This is a genomic window from Mesorhizobium sp. M0047 (assembly GCF_040323315.1).
Taxonomy (GTDB): Bacteria; Pseudomonadota; Alphaproteobacteria; order Rhizobiales; family Rhizobiaceae; genus Mesorhizobium.
This window is the reverse complement of record NZ_JAMYUW010000016.1, coordinates 45,560-62,603: the sequence shown is the minus strand read 5'-3', so window position 1 is coordinate 62,603 and position 17,044 is coordinate 45,560. Positions and strand designations below refer to the sequence as shown.

The following is a 17,044-nucleotide window of genomic DNA, read 5'->3' as shown; positions in this document are numbered from 1 at the left end:
TAGCGAATAGGGAAAGATTGCTGAGACAGCAGCAAGAAAGGCTACCTTCTATTCGCTATTCGCTATTCGCTATTCGCTAAAGCTTTGCCAATAGCTCCGGCGTCGGCCAGCCGTCCACCGGCAAACCTAGCCGCATCTGCTCCTTGCGGATCGCCTCGCGGGTGTTGGTCCCGAGGATGCCGTCGACTGTGCCGACGTCGTAGCCCCTGGCTTCGAGCTTTGTCTGCAAAGCCTTCATTTGCTCGCTCTCGAGACCGGTCTCGGGATTGCGTGGGTCGAACTGTTTTGCTCCCGCCAACCGGGCGGCGAGATTGGCCGCGGTCAGAGCGTAGGTGAAGGACTGGTTCCACTCGAGATAGACGTCGAAATTGTCATAGGCGAGGAAGGCGGGGCCTTTGCGGCCCATAGGCAGCGCCAAGCCGGCCTTGAGGCCGTTGTCGATCAGCGGCGTGCCGTCGGGGTTGGTGATGCCCCATTGTGCCCATTGCGATAGGGGCAGCTTGTTGGTGCGACCGGTCTGGTCCCACGGCATGTCTTCGGGCACGCGGACTTCCTGGATCCAGGGCTCGTCGCGTTTCCAGCCACGCGACAGTACCTTGTTGGCGGTGGTCATGATCACGTCCGGCACACTGCCGCGCAGGTCGACCTTGCCATCGCCGTCGCCATCGACCCCGCGCGCCAGATAATCGGACGGCAGGATCTGCGTCTGGCCGATCTCGCCGGCCCAGGCACCCTTGACGTCGGCCGGCACCACGCCGCGATCGATCAATTGCAGAAGCGGCATCAGTTGTGGCCGGAACAGTTGCGGTCGGCGGCAATCATGGGAAAGCGTCACCAAGGCGCTCAACGTGTGGAAATCGCCCTGTACGGCGCCGAAATCGGTCTCCAGTGCCCAGAACGCGGCGATGATCGGCGCCTGGACGCCGAACTGCCGATCGGCGCGGGCGAAGACATCGGCGTATTTCGTCAGATTCGCCGCACCTTGCTTCAGCCGGTAGGCCGAGATCATGCGGTCGGAGAATTCGATGAAGGTCTGGGTGAAGACGCCTTGGGCGCGGTCACGTGCGAGAACCTTCTCGTCAATGGCTGCGGCCTCCAGCGCGTCGAGACCGACTGGGCCAACGCCAGCCGCCTTGGCTTCCACCGCCACGCCCTGCTTCCAGGCTTCGAAGTCGCCGCCGCATTCCTGCGCCATCGCCGGCAAGGCCGAGGCGCACAGGAACAGCGCCGCGAGGGCTTGAGAACGCAGTCGCATCAGCTTCCTCTCGAAACGAATGGGGCATTTGTCGTGCTTCGCCGGGAAGCCCAACGCCCTGAATTGCCTGCGGTTGCACTCTTTACCGCTGCCTGTGTCGAAAAGCAGGCGGCAGCCCCGGTGTCAACGGTTCTTCTGCCGCAGACCTTATTCCCGAGGCTTCGCCGCCTTTGTCACGATGTCAGCGGGTGTTCTGCCGCAGCCACTTGTTCCAGGCGGCTTCGCTGCCGTTGAAGACGTTGATGTCGGACTTGCCGGTCATGCCCGGAACGATGCCGGTTCCAGTGTACTGCCAGAAGGTGAAAGGGTGGCTGCCATACTTCTCGCGCGGATGGCCGGCGACGGAGCGCAGCCAGTAGGGATACCCGCCGAAGCTCGCCAGTTCGTTGTCGTCGAAGAAGTCGACCGAGGTGTAGATGATCGGCTTCTTGCCGTAGTGCCGTTCGACGATTTCGAGGAAGGTGGTCATCTCCGCGCGCACCGTGGCCGCGTCGGGACGCAGCTTGCAGGTCGGCGATTGCGGGTTCCATTCCATGTCGAGGACCGGTGGCATTGCCGAGCGATCGACAGGGACGTTGCGGATGAACCAGCGCGCCTGCACGGCAGCCGGGGTGCAGAAATAGTAAAAATGATACGCCGCGCGCGGAATCCCGTTGGCCTTCGTGCGCGCCCAATGCTCGTTGAAATAGTCGTCGAAACGGTCGCCGCCCTCGGTCGCCTTGATGAAGGCGAAGGAGATGCCGCTGGCCCTGGCCGCTGGCCAGTCGACCGAGGTCTGGTATTTGGAGACATCGGTGCCGTGGACAGCGTAGCTCCACGGCGCGCCGCTTTCCCATTCATGCGGCTTGGAATCGGCAAAGCGCGGCGCGCGCACGGCGACCGCCTGACTGTTCGACGCGGACGGCGACAGCGGCGAGAGGTCGTCAACGGTCGAACAGGCGCCAAGCAGTGTCAGCACGAAAAGGACCGCAAGACGGCGCATCGCAACTCCCGAACCGGATTCAGCCGGTCGCTGATGGGTTTTGTTGCGGGTGGCCCCCTCGACTGGCCTCTCCGAGCGATCGCCCCACAGCATCGCCCCCAACCTATCCTTTGATCGCCGATCATGGTTGATAATCCGTTGACGGCGCTCGACAAGCCCCATGATTTGCGAAAGCAATGGCGGCAAATCGATGACGGAAGGGTCCGGCGAGGCCTGGGAGGAAAGAAAAGAAATGCGGATCGTCGTCAAGATCGTCAAATGGCTGCTTGGCCTGATCGTGCTGGCGATCGCCGCGCTTTTTGCCTGGCTTTATATCGCGCCGCCGGAATTGATCCGCGTCGGCTCGGGCTACTCGGCCAAGATCGTCTGTTCGAACGTCTTTATCGCCGGACGCAACGCGAATGAGGTGCTTGCCGTCGACGTGCAGGCGCCGGGGCACCCGCTGCTGCGGTTGATGCGGGTCTCGGTGGACAAGAACAGGGGAACGGTCTCCGCGGGCTTGCTTGGTTTCCTCGGCAAGAGCGTCGCAGTAGCCCGTGACGGGCTGGGTTGCGCTTCGGTCCCCGACGGCGATGTCGGCAAGGTGCGGCGGACGGCAATCCATGCGGGCCCCCCGGAGGTCAGCCAGGATGCGCTGTGGCCGGAAGGTGAGCGGATCGAGGCATCACCGGACCCGCTGATTGCCAAGTTGCTGGACGATGCGGCACTGACCGGTCCCGGGATGCGTGCGGTGGTGGTGGTCAAGAACGGTCGTGTCGTCGCCGAGCGCTATGGCGCCGGTTTTTCGGCAAAGACGCCGTTGCTCGGTTGGTCGATGACCAAGACGGTGAACGCCGCCATCGTCGGCACGCTGGTCAAGGACGGCAAGATGACCTTTACCGACAAGGGACTGTTCGGGCCGTGGAAGGCGGACGGCCGCAGTGCAATCAGCCTTGCCGACATGATGGCGATGTCGAGCGGGCTGGAGTTCAATGAGGATTATGGCGACGTCGCCGACGTCACACGCATGCTCTATCTCGAGCCTGACATGGCGGGCTTTGCCGAATCAAAGCCGCTGGCGGCCGACGTCGGCAAGTTGTTTTCCTATTCAAGCGGCACGGCGGTGATGCTGTCGCGCCTCTGGCAGGATGCTGTCGGCGACAAGGCCAAGGCGCTGACGTGGCCGCGCACCGCCCTGTTCGAGCCGCTCGGCATGCACAGCGCGGTGTTGGAAACGGACGAGCAGGGCACCTTTGTCGGCTCGTCCTATCTCTACGCAACCGCGCATGACTGGGCGCGCTTCGGTCAGTTCCTGCTGCAAGGCGGGGTGTGGAACGGCAATCAAATCCTGCCTGCCGGCTTCGTCGACTGGATGCGCGAGCCGGCAGCCGCATCGAAAGTCTACGGCAAGGGCCAACTGTGGATAGAGGCTCCGGGCGATGAGGAAAACCCGGGCGCGGGCGTCGCCGCAGGCCTGCCAAAGGACACCTACTGGATGGAAGGCCATGACGGGCAGACGGTCGCCATCATCCCCTCTGAGCAGTTGGTGGTGGTGCGGCTGGGCCTGACTCCGGCCAAACTCGGCTACCGGCCGCAGACGATGGTGGGCGCGCTGGTGAAGGCATTGCATTAGACTAGCGCGCCCGCAATTCTTGCTATGCAGCAGTCGCCAAAGGCTTGGCACGATCAACCCGCGCTCGCTCGTCGGGCGAGTTCATGACCTGCCAGAGGTCGCTGCGGCGCTGGACGTTTAGCCAGAAATCCGGGCTGTTGCCGAACACCCGTGCCAGAATAAGCGCGGTCGCCGCCGTCGCGTTGCGGCGGTCGTTGCACAATTCGTTCACATGCTTGCGCTGGACCCCCATCGCCTCGGCCAAGGCTGCCTGCGTAAGGCCGAGCGGTTGCATGAATTCTTCCGTGAGAATTTCGCCAACCGTTGCTGGCTTGCGTGCGGTCATCAACATGTTCTCACCTCACAACTGCCCCGCCTCACAGGGGAATTGGAGCACCATGCCTGCCCAATGGCAACATTCAGATGGCGCTCTTGATGACCGCCAGCCAGGTATAACCGCGATAAAGCGTGCGGAAACGGAAGCTTGCGCCGGTTCGCCGAGATTCCGATTCCAGAACCTCGCGCAGCGATTCACGCGGCGTGACATGGAACTTTCTGAGCCAGCCGCGCAGCAGCGCGCGAAACCAGCGCGGCAGACCTTCCTGCTGGCCGAAATCGACGACGTGCAGCGAACTGTTCGGTGACAGCGCGGCAAGCGCTGCCGATACCGTTTTTTCCCAGCCGGGGATCATCGACAGTGAGTAGGACACGAAGATACGATCGAAGCGTTCGACACCGAAGAGTGCATCGGCATCGAAATTCGTGGCGTCGCCCCTTGCCAGTACGACGCGGCCGGACAGGCCCTCGCGCGTCATCGCGGCGCCGGCCGTTTCCAGCATCTCGGCTGAGATGTCGAGGCCGAAGAAGCGCGCTTCGGGGTGTCTGCGAGCGGCGAGTATAATGTTGCGGCCGGTGCCGCAGCCCAGTTCAAGCACTGTGCCCCCGGCGGGCACATCAAGCTCCGCGATCAGCCGGTCGCGACCGAGCAGGTAGTATTTGCGGGTCAGGTCGTAGATGTGGCGCTGCCAGCGGTAGACGCCGTCCATCAATTCGGCATGGTTTGCCTTGAATTCCGGGCTGGCCGGCAGTTCGGTCATGCTCACGCTGCACTCTTCACATAGAGGTGGAAGCCGCCATAGATAGCCGAGCGGTCGCGAGTCGAGAATTCGCGCGATGCTTCATCCTGATAGACCCACTGGTCGAGCAGCGAGCTGGAGACTCGGCCCGGCAACAGGCTGGGCTCGGCGGCGGTACGGAAGATGACGCGGGCGCCGGCCGATGCGGTGCGGGTGATTTCCGCCCACAGCGCGTTGAGCTGTTCATCGGTCATCCAGTCCTGTGCATCGAGCAGGACAAAGCGGTCGACCGCGCCGGCATCCTTGCCGGCGAGGAATTCGATCAGATTGGCATGGTGAATGGCGACGCGGTCGACATTGCCGCGGATGGTCTCGTAGTTCTGCCTTTCCAAATAGGCGGGTAGGGCGGCCTCGCCGGGGTTCGGATAGCGCCGCGCGAAGGCCTGCCAGGCGAAGTAGTTGTTCTCCAGCGGAAAATCGCAAGCGAGCTTTTCCAGCCGGGCCTTCAGCACGCTGGCCATGGTGCCGTCGCCCGAGGTGATCAGCGAATCGTACTGCGCCGGCGGAATGCCGAGGCCGAACAACGAGGCCTTGCGCGACGTCGCCCATTTCAAAAGCTTCTTGTCGAAGACCGGTGCCAACTCCTCTTGGAAGAAGCGACGCTGCTCGCCTGGGTTGCGAGCCTGCATAATGCCGGCTGGGTCGACGCCGAAGAACTTTGCCGTGCGATGGCCCATGGCGATGAACAGGCCAAGCAGGCCGGTCTGGTAAAAATTGCGATCGAAGACGGCGATGCGCCTGATGCCGCGCCAGTTGCGGCGCTCCCAATAGTGACGGCTGACCGGGTCGAGATACGGCGCGATGAAGCGGTCGTAGGCTTGCGAATTGTGGCTGGTGTCGGCGGCGCCGAAGAAGCGGAACAGGTCGCCTTGCGAAGGCAGCTGGCGCACTGCCTCCAGCTTCATGCGATTCAACGCGACATGGGCGGCATTGAGATCTACGGCATCGATCTGTGCCGGCGAACGGGTGAGGTAGGCCAGGATATTGCAACCGCCCGAGGCGATGGTGACGACGCGGTGACCCCGGCCAAGCTGCATCGCCTCCATGTCGACGTCGGGGTCTTCCCAGATCTGCGGATAGACGAGGCCGGAAAACAGGAAGGCGAACAGCCGCTCCGAAATGCCTGCCTTCGACAGTGGGCGGTTCTGGTAGACGGCCTTTCCCACTTCCTTGCCGCGGCGAAAGACCAGATCTGCGGAGACGTCCGTCATGGCAAAGATGATTCCCCATTTGCTTTGCCGCAAGCGGGTAACCCAGGGTGATGACAGGCCGGTGACAGCCTGTTGATGCCTGCTTACGTCTTGCCGAACCCGCCCGGCGTCGGCGTCGTCAGGATGACGGCGTCGCCGGCTTGCAGCACCGTCTGGTCGCAGGCTTTCAGCATCTCGATCGTGCCGTCCTTGCGGCGGATCTTGGTCGAGCCGACCTCGCCATCGCCGCCGCCGTTCAGGCCTTGCGGCGGGCGGTTGCGGTGCGAGGACAGGATCGCGCATTCCATCTTTTCGAGGAAGCGGATGGTGCGTTTGGTGCCGTCGCCGGCGCTCCATTTGCCCTTGCCGCCGGAACCTTCCCGGATGTGGAAATCCTCGAGCAGCACGGGAAAACGCAGCTCCAGCACTTCCGGATCGGTGAGGCGCGAATTGGTCATGTGGGTGTGAACCCCGGAGGTGCCGGCAAAGCCGCGGCCGGAGTTCATTTGACCGGCCGGCGAGCCGGAACAGATCGTCTCGTAATATTGGTACGTCTTGTTGCCGAAGGTCAGGTTGTTCATCGTGCCTTGCGCGTTGGCCATGGCGCCCATGGCGCCGAACAGCGCGTTAGTGACGTGCTGCGAGGTCTCGACATTGCCGGCGACGACAGCGGCGGGGTAAGCGGGTTTGAGCATGCAGCCGTCGGGAATGATGATGTTGATTGGCCGTAGGCACCCGGCATTCATCGGGATCATGTCCTCGACCATGACGCGGAACGCGTAGAGCACGGCGGCGCGGGCGACCGGCTCGGGTGCGTTGAAATTGTTCTTCATGACCGGCGATGTGCCGGTGAAGTCGACCGTCGCCTCGCGCTTTTGGCGGTCGACCGTGATCTTGACCTTGATGATCTGGCCGGTGTCGGTCGGGTATTCGTACTGCGAACTGTCGGGCAGCCGCTCCAGCACGCGGCGCACGCTTTCGGCGGCATTGTCCTGGACATGGCCCATATAGGCCTCGACCACATCGAGGCCGAAATGGGTGACCATCTTGCGCAGTTCGGCGACGCCCTTCTCGTTGGCGGCGATCTGCGCCTTGAGGTCGGCGATGTTCTGGTGCGGGTTGCGGGCCGGGTATCGGTGGTCGGTGAGCAGCGTTTCCAGCTCCTTCTCGCGGAAGTGGCCGCGATCGACGATGCGGAAATTGTCGAACAGCACGCCTTCCTCGTCGACGGTGGTGGCAAGCGGCGTCATCGAACCGGGTGCCGTGCCGCCAATATCCGCATGATGGCCGCGCGAGGCGGCCCAGAAAAGGATTTCGTGTTGGGCGTCGTCGAACACCGGCGTCACCACCGTGATGTCGGGCAGGTGCGTGCCGCCATTGTAGGGGGCGTTGAGCGCAAAGACGTCGCCAGGGTGGATATCGCCGGAATTCAGCCGGATGATGGTTTCGACCGAACGGTCCATCGAGCCCAGATGCACCGGCATATGCGGGGCGTTGGCAACCAGCGCGCCCGTGCGGTCGAAGACTGCGCAGGAGAAATCCAGCCTTTCCTTGATGTTGACCGAATAGGCGGTGTTCTGCAGCGTCACGCCCATCTGTTCGGCAATCGACATGAACAGATTGTTGAAGACCTCCAGCATGACCGGGTCGGCCTCGGTGCCGAGTGCGGCCTGCCTGCGCTTTTTCTCGACACGGCGCAGGAGCACATGGTTCCTGGCGGTGATTTCGGCCTGCCAGCCCGGCTCGATGACGATCGTCTGGTTCGGCTCGATGATCAAGGCAGGACCCGCAACCGTGTTTCCCGGCCTCAGCGCCTCGCGGCGGAAGATGCCTGAAGCACGCCACTCTCCCTCGGTGAAGATTTCGCGGGTTTGCGAATGGCTTACGGCGAGGTCTTCGGTTTGCGATTCAGTTTCGTCGCGGCCGTTGCCGCCGGTGTCGATGCCTTCGACGCCGACGGTCTCGACGATCATCGGCTTGTCGTCATAGACGAAACCGAACTGTGCTCTGTGGGCGATTTCGAAATCGCGCTTGGCCTGGAAAATCGAGTCTTCCTCAAAATTCACCGGCAATGTCGTGTCGGTGCCGTCGTAACGGATGTGCAGCACCGGCTTCGCGGCAACCGCGTCCTCGGCGATGCCTTGTGCCGCGAGTTCGGCGATGACGGCTTTTTTCAAGGTGGTAATAAGGTTGTCGATCTCCGTTCTGGACTCTTCGGCAAGCGGCTTCAGCAACGCCTGCTGGCGCGAGGCAAAAACCGAAGACAGGCCAATGCCGTAGGCCGACAGCAGGCCGGAGAAGGGATGGATCAATACCGCCTCCATGCCGAGCGCGTCAGCGACCAGGCAAGCGTGCTGGCCGCCAGCGCCACCGAAGCAGTTCAAGAGATATTCGGTGACATCGTAGCCGCGCTGAACGGAGATTTTCTTGATGGCGTTCGCCATGTTCTCAACGGCGATGGTGACGAACCCTTCGGCGACAGCCTCGGGCGTGCGGCCGTCGCCAATTTCGACTGCCAGCATGGCGAATTTTGCCCGTACCGTCTCGACATCGAGCGGCTGGTCCTGGCCGGGCCCGAAAATGGCGGGAAAGAAATCGGGCTGCAGCTTGCCCAGCATGACATTGGCGTCGGTGACGGCGAGCGGCCCGCCGCGCCGGTAGGCGGCCGGGCCGGGATTGGCGCCAGCCGAGTCCGGTCCGGCACGGAAGCGGCCGGCCTCGTAATGCAGGATCGAGCCGCCACCGGCGGCGACGGTGTGGATGCGCATCATCGGCGCGCGGATGCGCACGCCGGCGACCTCGGTGTCGAAGGCGCGCTCATATTCGCCGTCATAATGGGCGACATCGGTGGAGGTGCCGCCCATGTCGAAGCCGATGACCTTGCCGAAACCGGCGAGCCTGGCCGTCTCGACCATGCCGACGACGCCGCCGGCTGGGCCCGACAGCAGCGCGTCCTTGCCCTGGAACATGTCGGCAGCGGTCAGCCCGCCGGAGGACATCATGAACATGAGGCGAGGGGATTCCCTCCCCCTCAAGGGGAGGGTGGCGGCAAAGCCGCCGGGTGGGGTCGGCTCGACTGGGTTCGACGCATCGGCGGTGCCTTCTGATAGGACCCCCTCTGGCCGCTTTGCCGACTGCCCTTCGCTATGGCTTCGGGCGTTCGTTGCTGAAAAAGCCAAATCGCTGGCTTTTTCTCTACCTTCGGTCGACCGCCCCTCACCCCCCTCGAGGGGGGAGAGGACGCCCAACTCTCCCGCCACCCTTTGCACATACCTCGACAGGATCGGCGACAAATAGGCGTCGACTACAGTGGTGTCGCCACGGCCGACCAACTTGATCAGCGGCGAGACCTCATGGCTGACCGAAACCTGGCTGAAACCAAGTTTGCGGCAGACCTTTGCCACCGCCTTCTCGTGGTCGGGATACTTCCACGCATGCATGAAGACGATAGCCACGGCATCGATGCCATCGGCCCTGGCCTGTTCGATTGCCGGCCGGCAGGCGGCGATGTCGAGCAATTGTTCGACACGGCCATCAGCGCGTACGCGCTCGTTGACCTCGATGACGCGCTCGTAGAGCTGTTCGGGAAGGATGATCTCCTTGGCGAAGATGTCCGGGCGCGCCTGATAGGCGATCCTCAGCGCATCGCGAAAACCCTTGGTGATGAGCAAAAGAACGCGGTCGCCCTTGCGCTCCAGCAGCGCATTGGTGGCGACCGTGGTGCCCATCTTGATGTCGCCGATCAGGCCGGGCGGGATGGCATCGCCGGAGGATAGACCGAGAAGGCCGCGAATGCCCTGGATGGCGGCATCGGCATAGGCCTCGGGATTTTCGGAGAGAAGCTTGCGGGGATGCAGCCCGCCTTCCGGATCCTTGCCGATGACGTCGGTGAATGTGCCGCCGCGGTCGATCCAGAAATCCCATTTTTCGGTCATGACAGCCCTGGTACTTTTCTGTTCGATCTGTGGTTCAGCACATTCTGTTAGTTCGCCATCGTTCGACCGGCAATCGCAAATGGACCAGACGATGTTACATGCGGAAACGCAACGTTACGAAACTCATGGCTATCTGATGCATTTCCCTTCGACCGTTCACGGCAACGTGAGCGTGTATCGAAGGAGAGATAATATGAAAAAGCTCATTCTTGCGTCCGTTTCCGCTTTGGCCTTGCTTGGCGTTGCCGCCTGCAGTGACAACGGTACGGATAACACCACCACCCAGAGCACCCCACCGCCGGCCGAACAGCCGATGAAGCCGGCTACGCCGCCGGCCGCGACGCCTCCGGCTACCGACAACTCGACTACGAAGAGCATCACACCCGAGAAGCCTGCCGAGCCGGCTCCGGCAAAACCAGCTCCTGCGCCCGCGCAGTAGTCGGGAACGCGGTACTTTCGCGTGAAGGCTGAGAAAGGCCGTCTGGTATCGGCCTTTCTCGTTAGTCCGACCGCCGCGGCCACATCCCGCGCCAAAGTCGGGCCGATTGTCGTGCGGAGCCTGCGGCACTGTCCCGGCTTGATAGCAAGGGGCGGTGGCACTAAGAAGCAGGCTATGTCCATTTGGGATCGCCTCGGCGAGTTCATCACCCGCGTTTCATCTTCAACCTCGTCGGGTGTTGCCGACGTCGTCGAGGCCGTGCGTACGGTTTTTTCGGGCGATGCGGATCTGCGCCGGCGTGTCGCCTTTTCGGTGGCGATGATCGCGCTGTCGGCCAAGATGGCCAAGGCCGATGGCATCGTCACCCAAGACGAGGTGCGCGCCTTCCAGGAAATCTTCGACGTGCCGCCGAAGGAGACGCGCAATGTGGCGCGGCTGTTCGATCTCGCCCAGCGCGACGTGGCCGGTTTCGAGACCTATGCCGAGCGGATGGCGCAGCTATGCGGCTCGGGGCATTCCAACTGCGTGATGCTGGAAGACATACTCGACGGCCTGTTCCACATCGCCAAGGCCGACGGGCTGGTGCATGAGCGCGAAGGCCACTTTCTGCACCGCATCGCCGAGATTTTCCGCATCGAGGAGGCACATTACGAAAGCATCATGGCGCGGCACGTCAATCTGGGCGCCGGGGATCCCTATGTCGTGCTCGGCATCGAGCGCGGCAAGCCGTTCGAAGAGGTCAGGAAGCGCTATCGAAAGCTGGTTTCCGACAATCATCCGGACCGGCTGATCGCGCGCGGCCTGCCGCAGGAATTCATCAAGATCGCAACGACCAGGGTGGCGGCGATCAATGCCGCCTATGAGATGATCGAGCGGGGTCTGCGCCACGCATGAGCGGTTTCCTGCCCGACGAGCCATGTGCCGAGGTCAGGGTATCGCCGAATTTCGGCCCGCGGCGCGAGACACTCAAGCCTGACATGATCGTGCTGCACTACACCGGCATGGCGACTGGCATTGGCGCCGAGGCGTGGCTGTGCGATCCGGCCAGCGAGGTGTCGTCGCATTATCTCGTCCATGAGAATGGCCACACCGTGCAAATGGTCAGGGAAAGCGACCGCGCTTGGCACGCCGGCAAGAGTTCGTGGTTCGGACGCGCCGACATCAATTCCTGTTCCGTCGGCATCGAGATCGTCAATCCGGGACATACGTTGGGCTATCCCGGTTTTCCCAAGCGGCAGATCGATGCGGTAATCGGGCTGTGCAGGGGGATCGCCGGGCGGCATTCGATTGCCGCCGAGCGGGTGCTCGCACATTCCGATGTGGCGCCGGGACGCAAAATCGATCCGGGCGAGAAGTTCCCCTGGAAGACGCTGTTCGAGGCCGGAGTCGGCCATCTCGTGGCGGCCGCACCGATCCGGCGAGGAGCCGTGCTCAGGCTCGGCGATGCCGGCGGTGACGTCGAGGCGTTGCAGTCGATGCTGGCGCTCTACGGCTATGGCGTCGAAATAACGAGCATTTTCGACCGACAGACGGAGTTCGTCGTCGAGGCGTTTCAGAGGCATTTCCGGCCGCGCAGGGTGGACGGCATTGCCGATGGCTCGACACTGCGGACACTGCAAAAGCTGCTTGCCTCCGTGAGACGCTGACCTGAGGGAAGCCTCTTCCAAGCAACCCCTTCCAATCTTTAAATTACAAGCTGTCACTCAAAGTGACTTGCCTGGCCTTGTTTGACACCAAATCGAGCGTCAAACGGCTGGCGTGCAGATGTCGGACCCCCAGCCCCCCGGGTTGTTCCGATATTGATTAGGCGTTGCTGCGTGAACATCTTCACGCGGTCCAGACAGAACAGGATCACATGCAGAAATTGACCGTTTTAACGGCAGCTCTTGCTGCCGGCGTAATGACTTTTGCCTTCGGTACGGCGCAAGCCGCGCCACTCAGCCCGCGGGCCGATCAAGGGCTTTCCGCCGTACCCGCAAAAAGCGGCAAGGCCACGCTGGCCACAAGCGACAAGGCAAGCCACGGCGCCGAGGCGACGAAGCGGGTTTCCGCCAAAGTGGAAAAGGCAAGCTGGTCCAAGCCCAAGAAGTCTACCGCCAAAAGGCAGACGAAGCGCGGTCGCAAGACCGTCGACATGACGACAACGGCGTCGGTTGGTCTGAGGAAGGCGGCGGCATCGACGGCCGCGGTGGCCAGCAGCGGCCAGTATTCCGCAATCGTTGCCCGCTATGCGGCGATCGAAGGCGTGCCGGTGTCGCTCGCCACTGCCGTCATCAAGATCGAGAGCAACTACCGGCCCGACATCGTCGGCAGCGCCGGCGAGATCGGCCTGATGCAGATCAAGCCGGCAACAGCGCGGATGATGGGATATAGCGGTGCCGCCAAGGGCCTGTTCGATCCCGACACCAACATCAAATACGGCATGAAATATCTTGCCATGGCGCGGAGCCTCGGCGGCGGCACGACCTGTGGTACGATTCTGAAATACAATGCCGGGCACGCCGCAACGCGGATGAACCCGGTGTCGGCCGCCTATTGCGGCAAGGTCAAAGTGCAGATGGCTGCGCTTGGATCGCCTGCATAAGTCTGCTTTTTCGTTTGCGTTTTCGAGCGTGAACCCCTTTATACGCCTTGCCAGCTGGCCGGGCGGCCGCACCCGCAAACGCCGAAAGGCCGCGGGTGAGGAAAGTCCGGGCTCCATGGAAACACGGTGCCGGTTAATGGCCGGCGGGGGCGACCCCAGGGAAAGTGCCACAGAAAGCAAACCGCCACGGTTCGGCTTTGCCGGATCCGGGGCAAGGGTGAAAGGGTGGGGTAAGAGCCCACCGCGCGACTGGCAACAGGAGCGGCACGGTAAACCCCACCGGGAGCAAGACCGAATAGGGGCGGTGCGAGGGGAAACCCTCGAGGGCTGTTTCCGGCCCACCGTCCGGGTAGGTTGCGTGAGGCGCATGGCAACATGCGCCCAAGATGAATGGCCGCCACGTTCTCGCTCCGCAAGGGGCGAGGGCCATACAAAACCCGGCTTATAGGCCAGCTGGCAATTTTTCTCGCGCGAGATCGAAGAGAACTCTTCAGCAGGTTGCGCCCTCGGGCGCGCCTGGTGATTCAAGGTTTGTTCAACGATCCACCACGCAAGCCTGGACCGGCGATTGCTTGAACTTGGGTGCGATTAAATCGTACCGTGAATCGGCAATATTTTCGGGAGCCGTCATGGGACAGGTCGATAAACGCAGCATAACGCTGTCGCCGGAATTGGCGCAGGCGGTGGATGACGTGGTCGCCGCCGGCGAATATGCATCGGCGAGCGAGGTGATCCGTGATGCGCTCAGGCAATGGAAAGACCGGCGCGACCTGCATGGCTATACGGTCGAGGAATTGCGCAAACTTGTGCAGGAAGGGATCGACAGCGGGCCCGCTCTTGAGGGGCCGCCGATTATCGAATGAGCGCGCGCCAGATATCTCAAAATGGCAGAGGCAAAAAGCTCTTAGCCGATTTTGTCAGCCGCCGATCTTGTCCAGCGACGTCTCGATTGCCTTCCAAAGCTCTTCCACCGGCTCGCAGCCGACCGAAAGGCGCACGAAGCCGGCGGGAACCGCATCGCCTCGCTTCAAGCGCCGCTCGGCAGAGGTGTGGACGCCGCCGAAGGATGTCGCGGCCTGGATCAGGTCGCAATTGTTGATGAAATCCTCTGCCTTGTCCTCCGATGCGAGCTCGAAAGAGATGAGAAAGCCGAAGCGCTCCATCTGGGCGCGAGCAAGGTTATGCGACGGATCGCTTTCCAGTCCGGGGAACCGCAGGCCGCTGATCGCGCGGTGATCCTTCAGCCGCCGCGCGATCACTTCCGCCGAGGAACACATGCGATCGAAGCGCACGTCCAGTGTCTCCAAGCCGCGATGCACCAGCCAAGCTTCGAACGGACCGGGAATGCTTCCGGAAACCTCGCGCCAGCCGGTCACGGCGGCGATGATTTCGGCATTGCGGCTGGCGACATGGCCGAACAGCACATCGGAATGGCCATTGGGTGCCTTGGTGTCGGCGGCAACGACGATATCGGCGCCATGGTCGAGTGGGCGCTGGCCAAAGGGTGTCATCGTGGTGTTGTCGACCACCAGCAGCGCGCCGGCTTTGTGAACAGCATCGGCTACGGCCGCGATATCGCAGATATCCAGCCCGGGATTGGCGGGGGTTTCGACGAAGGCGAGGCGGTATCCTTCGAAGCCGCCATCGAGGAAGGTCGAGGTCGGCCTCACATCATAGGTGACGCCAAGGGGCTTCAGGAAGCGTTCTGCCAAAGCCCGTGTCGTGTGATAGCCGTCCGAAGGCAGCAGGATGCGATCGCCGGCCTTGAGCACGGCAAAAAATGCTGCCGAGATCGCCGCCATTCCCGAAGGAAAGGCGACGCAGGGCGCGTCCTCCAGATGGGCCAGCACATGTTCGACCGCATCCCAGGTCGGGTTGCTGAAGCGGCCGTACTGGTTGAAACCGGTGGCGTCACCGGGCGCGTGAAAAATGGCGGCCATGGTCAGGGGCAGAGGGATGGAATCGCCCGTGGCAAGCCCGCTGCTACGCAGATGGGACAGTGCTGCAGCGCGACTGTTCGCTGTTTCAGACATCGATTCTCAACCCTTTAACGACGTACCGGATGCGGCGAAACGCTATGCTGGGTAGCGCCTCGCGGCAAGGCGCGTCTGGTTGGGCCAAGCGCCTCTAAACGCTTCGTTAGGCTTAATGATCCATAAAGACGAGACGTGCCGTCAAGGCTGCTCTCATTGGTCGCGGCGTGCGTGTTTGTGAAGCTCTTCCCGTTGACGCCCATAGTACCCCATGATATCCCATACAGACATCAAAGCCTTCGTTCCGCGTCAGGGTAATGCGTACGCCAATCGGGCAGCCGCGGCGGCTGCGCGTTTGCCGGTTTTTGCCCGTGCTAACGAGATTGATGCGGGGCAGCGAACGTGCCGCGGCGGCGCGTGCGACACGATGAAGAGGGGTGCGGCGGCGCAAGCGGCCGTGGCATTTAATGGACCGGTTTCTCTCGAACACGGTGAGCAGGATCGATGCGAAGGGACGGGTATCCGTTCCGGCGCATTTCCGCGCCGTTGTGCAGAAGCGCGGCTATTCGGAACTCTATGCGCTGCGCTGTCTCGATCTGCCGGCAATGGATGTCGGCGGGCTCGACCTGCTCGACCGCTACGAGCAGCGCATCGCACTCGAGGATCCCTTCCTGCAGACGGCGGACGATATGTCATTCTTCTGCCATGGCGACGGAACATTCTTGAAACTCGACCAGGACGGTCGCATCACGATGAGCGATTTTATTCGCGAACACACCGGCATTTCGGCGGAAGTGGCCTTTGTCGGACGCGGCAATTTCTTTCAGGTCTGGGAGCCGGGACGGCTTGCTGCCTATGGGGCGCAGGCGCGGGCTCGGCTTTTGCAGCTTCGGCAGGGGACGAAGGCTGGGGAGCGACCGGAATGACGGTGGGCCACGGCGATGACCTTCCTCACGCCGTCGATGGGCACGCCGTTGGCGGATCGGCCCGCCACATTCCGGTCCTCCTTGGCGAAGTGCTGGAAGCACTGTCGCCAGCGGAGGGCGACATCATCATCGACGGCACGTTCGGCGCCGGCGGTTACACCAGGGCCATTCTGGCGACGGGCGCCTCCGTGGTGGCGATCGACCGCGATCCGGATGCCATCGCCGCCGGGCGCGATCTCGAGGCGCAGTCGGGCGGCCGCCTGCGGCTGGTGCAGGCGCCGTTCTCGACGCTGGACGAACATGTCGAGAGCGCCGACGGCGTCGTGCTCGACATCGGTGTGTCCTCGATGCAGCTCGACCAGGCCGAGCGCGGGTTCTCGTTCCGCGCCGACGGGCCGCTCGACATGCGCATGGCGCAAGCTGGTTTGAGCGCCGCCGACGTCGTCAACAGCTTCAAGCCCGGCGACCTCGCCCGCATCTTCGGCTTCCTCGGCGAGGAGCGTCACGCCGGACGCATAGCTCGCATGATCGAGGCTCGCCGCGAAAAGCGTCCGTTCGAGCGCACGCTGGAATTGGCCGACGCCATAGAGACGCATATCGGCCGTGCGCCGAAGGACAAAATCCATCCGGCGACGCGCGTTTTCCAGGCGCTGCGCATCTTCGTCAATGACGAGCTTGGCGAACTGGCCAAGGCCTTGTTCGCGGCCGAGCGTGCGCTGAAGCCGGGCGGACGGCTCGCCGTGGTGACGTTCCATTCGCTGGAAGACCGCATCGTCAAGCGTTTCATCGCCGACCGTGCCGACGTCGCGACCGGCTCGCGACACCTGCCCGAGGCTCATGCGCGCACCGCGACCTTCCGCAAGGCGGGCGGCGGCGTGACCGCCGGCGATGCCGAGGTGGCGGCCAATCCTCGCGCCCGTTCGGCCAGGCTGCGCGCGGCAATCCGCACGGAGGCGCCGGCGCGCAGCAGCGACTTTTCGATTTTCGGCCTTCCAAAGCTTCCCGGTATCGACCGGCCGGGGGAGAGGTAAGC

General features: G+C 62.9%; 15 protein-coding genes and 1 other RNA gene. 9 read left to right on the top strand and 7 right to left on the bottom strand.

Annotation, left to right across the window (positions count from 1 at the left end; all coding sequences use genetic code 11):
- Window positions 1–76 precede the first annotated feature (76 nt).
- Together NKJ89_RS17395 and NKJ89_RS17390 are read right to left on the bottom strand one after the other, a co-directional pair.
- The gene (locus tag NKJ89_RS17395) at window positions 77–1,255 is read right to left on the bottom strand and encodes a lytic murein transglycosylase (RefSeq protein ID WP_352604211.1); all 1,179 of its coding nucleotides are present in this window, start codon (window positions 1,253–1,255) and stop codon (window positions 77–79) included.
- Window positions 1,256–1,436: 181 nt separating this feature from the next.
- Window positions 1,437–2,237 carry a glycoside hydrolase family 25 protein gene (locus tag NKJ89_RS17390; protein ID WP_352604209.1) on the bottom strand — a complete coding sequence of 267 codons (801 nt, stop codon included), beginning with the start codon at window positions 2,235–2,237 and terminating at the stop codon, window positions 1,437–1,439.
- Window positions 2,238–2,469: 232 nt separating this feature from the next.
- On the opposite strand from NKJ89_RS17390, the gene NKJ89_RS17385 reads away from it, so the two are divergent.
- Window positions 2,470–3,849 (top strand): serine hydrolase domain-containing protein, encoded by a 1,380-nt coding sequence (locus NKJ89_RS17385; RefSeq protein WP_352604207.1) that lies wholly within the window; start codon window positions 2,470–2,472, stop codon window positions 3,847–3,849.
- Between the two features lie 22 nt (window positions 3,850–3,871).
- Here the strand turns inward: NKJ89_RS17385 and NKJ89_RS17380 are convergent, their stop codons facing one another.
- The 4 genes from NKJ89_RS17380 to NKJ89_RS17365 all read right to left on the bottom strand — a co-directional run bounded on the left by NKJ89_RS17380 (window position 3,872) and on the right by NKJ89_RS17365 (window position 10,089).
- Complete coding sequence (locus NKJ89_RS17380; protein WP_352604205.1) at window positions 3,872–4,180, bottom strand: HigA family addiction module antitoxin; 309 nt, start codon at window positions 4,178–4,180, stop codon at window positions 3,872–3,874.
- A gap of 67 nt (window positions 4,181–4,247) precedes the next feature.
- On the bottom strand, window positions 4,248–4,931 hold the full coding sequence (locus tag NKJ89_RS17375) for a class I SAM-dependent methyltransferase (RefSeq protein WP_352604203.1): 684 nt from the start codon (window positions 4,929–4,931) through the stop codon (window positions 4,248–4,250).
- Complete coding sequence (locus NKJ89_RS17370) at window positions 4,928–6,175, bottom strand: BtaA family protein (protein ID WP_352604201.1); 1,248 nt, start codon at window positions 6,173–6,175, stop codon at window positions 4,928–4,930. The genes NKJ89_RS17375 and NKJ89_RS17370 overlap by 4 nt, the downstream gene beginning before the upstream one ends.
- A gap of 83 nt (window positions 6,176–6,258) precedes the next feature.
- Window positions 6,259–10,089, bottom strand: a complete 3,831-nt coding sequence (locus NKJ89_RS17365) for a hydantoinase B/oxoprolinase family protein (RefSeq protein ID WP_352604199.1) — start codon at window positions 10,087–10,089, stop codon at window positions 6,259–6,261.
- A 193-nt stretch (window positions 10,090–10,282) separates the two neighbouring features.
- Here NKJ89_RS17365 and NKJ89_RS17360 point away from each other — a divergent pair, with 193 nt between their 5' ends.
- From NKJ89_RS17360 to NKJ89_RS17335, 6 genes are all read left to right on the top strand, one after another.
- The gene (locus NKJ89_RS17360; protein WP_084025055.1) at window positions 10,283–10,528 is read left to right on the top strand and encodes a hypothetical protein; all 246 of its coding nucleotides are present in this window, start codon (window positions 10,283–10,285) and stop codon (window positions 10,526–10,528) included.
- A gap of 174 nt (window positions 10,529–10,702) precedes the next feature.
- Complete coding sequence (locus NKJ89_RS17355; protein WP_352604197.1) at window positions 10,703–11,422, top strand: TerB family tellurite resistance protein; 720 nt, start codon at window positions 10,703–10,705, stop codon at window positions 11,420–11,422.
- Complete coding sequence (locus NKJ89_RS17350) at window positions 11,419–12,174, top strand: N-acetylmuramoyl-L-alanine amidase (RefSeq protein ID WP_352604195.1); 756 nt, start codon at window positions 11,419–11,421, stop codon at window positions 12,172–12,174. Before NKJ89_RS17355 ends, NKJ89_RS17350 begins: the two co-directional genes overlap by 4 nt.
- Before the next feature lie 209 nt (window positions 12,175–12,383).
- Complete coding sequence (locus tag NKJ89_RS17345; RefSeq protein WP_352604193.1) at window positions 12,384–13,112, top strand: lytic transglycosylase domain-containing protein; 729 nt, start codon at window positions 12,384–12,386, stop codon at window positions 13,110–13,112.
- A gap of 50 nt (window positions 13,113–13,162) precedes the next feature.
- Window positions 13,163–13,573: RNase P RNA component class A (gene rnpB, locus NKJ89_RS17340), an RNA gene on the top strand.
- A gap of 168 nt (window positions 13,574–13,741) precedes the next feature.
- Window positions 13,742–13,975 carry a type II toxin-antitoxin system ParD family antitoxin gene (locus tag NKJ89_RS17335; RefSeq protein ID WP_352604191.1) on the top strand — a complete coding sequence of 78 codons (234 nt, stop codon included), beginning with the start codon at window positions 13,742–13,744 and terminating at the stop codon, window positions 13,973–13,975.
- Window positions 13,976–14,029: 54 nt separating this feature from the next.
- On the opposite strand, the gene NKJ89_RS17330 is transcribed toward NKJ89_RS17335, so the two are convergent.
- On the bottom strand, window positions 14,030–15,145 hold the full coding sequence (locus tag NKJ89_RS17330; protein ID WP_352604189.1) for a cystathionine gamma-lyase: 1,116 nt from the start codon (window positions 15,143–15,145) through the stop codon (window positions 14,030–14,032).
- 407 nt (window positions 15,146–15,552) lie between these two features.
- Between NKJ89_RS17330 and mraZ the strand changes: the two genes are divergently transcribed.
- Window positions 15,553–16,011: a division/cell wall cluster transcriptional repressor MraZ gene (mraZ, locus tag NKJ89_RS17325; protein ID WP_352604187.1), complete on the top strand. Its 459-nt coding sequence runs from the start codon at window positions 15,553–15,555 to the stop codon at window positions 16,009–16,011.
- Window positions 16,008–17,042 carry a 16S rRNA (cytosine(1402)-N(4))-methyltransferase RsmH gene (gene rsmH / locus NKJ89_RS17320; protein WP_352604185.1) on the top strand — a complete coding sequence of 345 codons (1,035 nt, stop codon included), beginning with the start codon at window positions 16,008–16,010 and terminating at the stop codon, window positions 17,040–17,042. Before mraZ ends, rsmH begins: the two co-directional genes overlap by 4 nt.
- Window positions 17,043–17,044 lie beyond the last annotated feature (2 nt).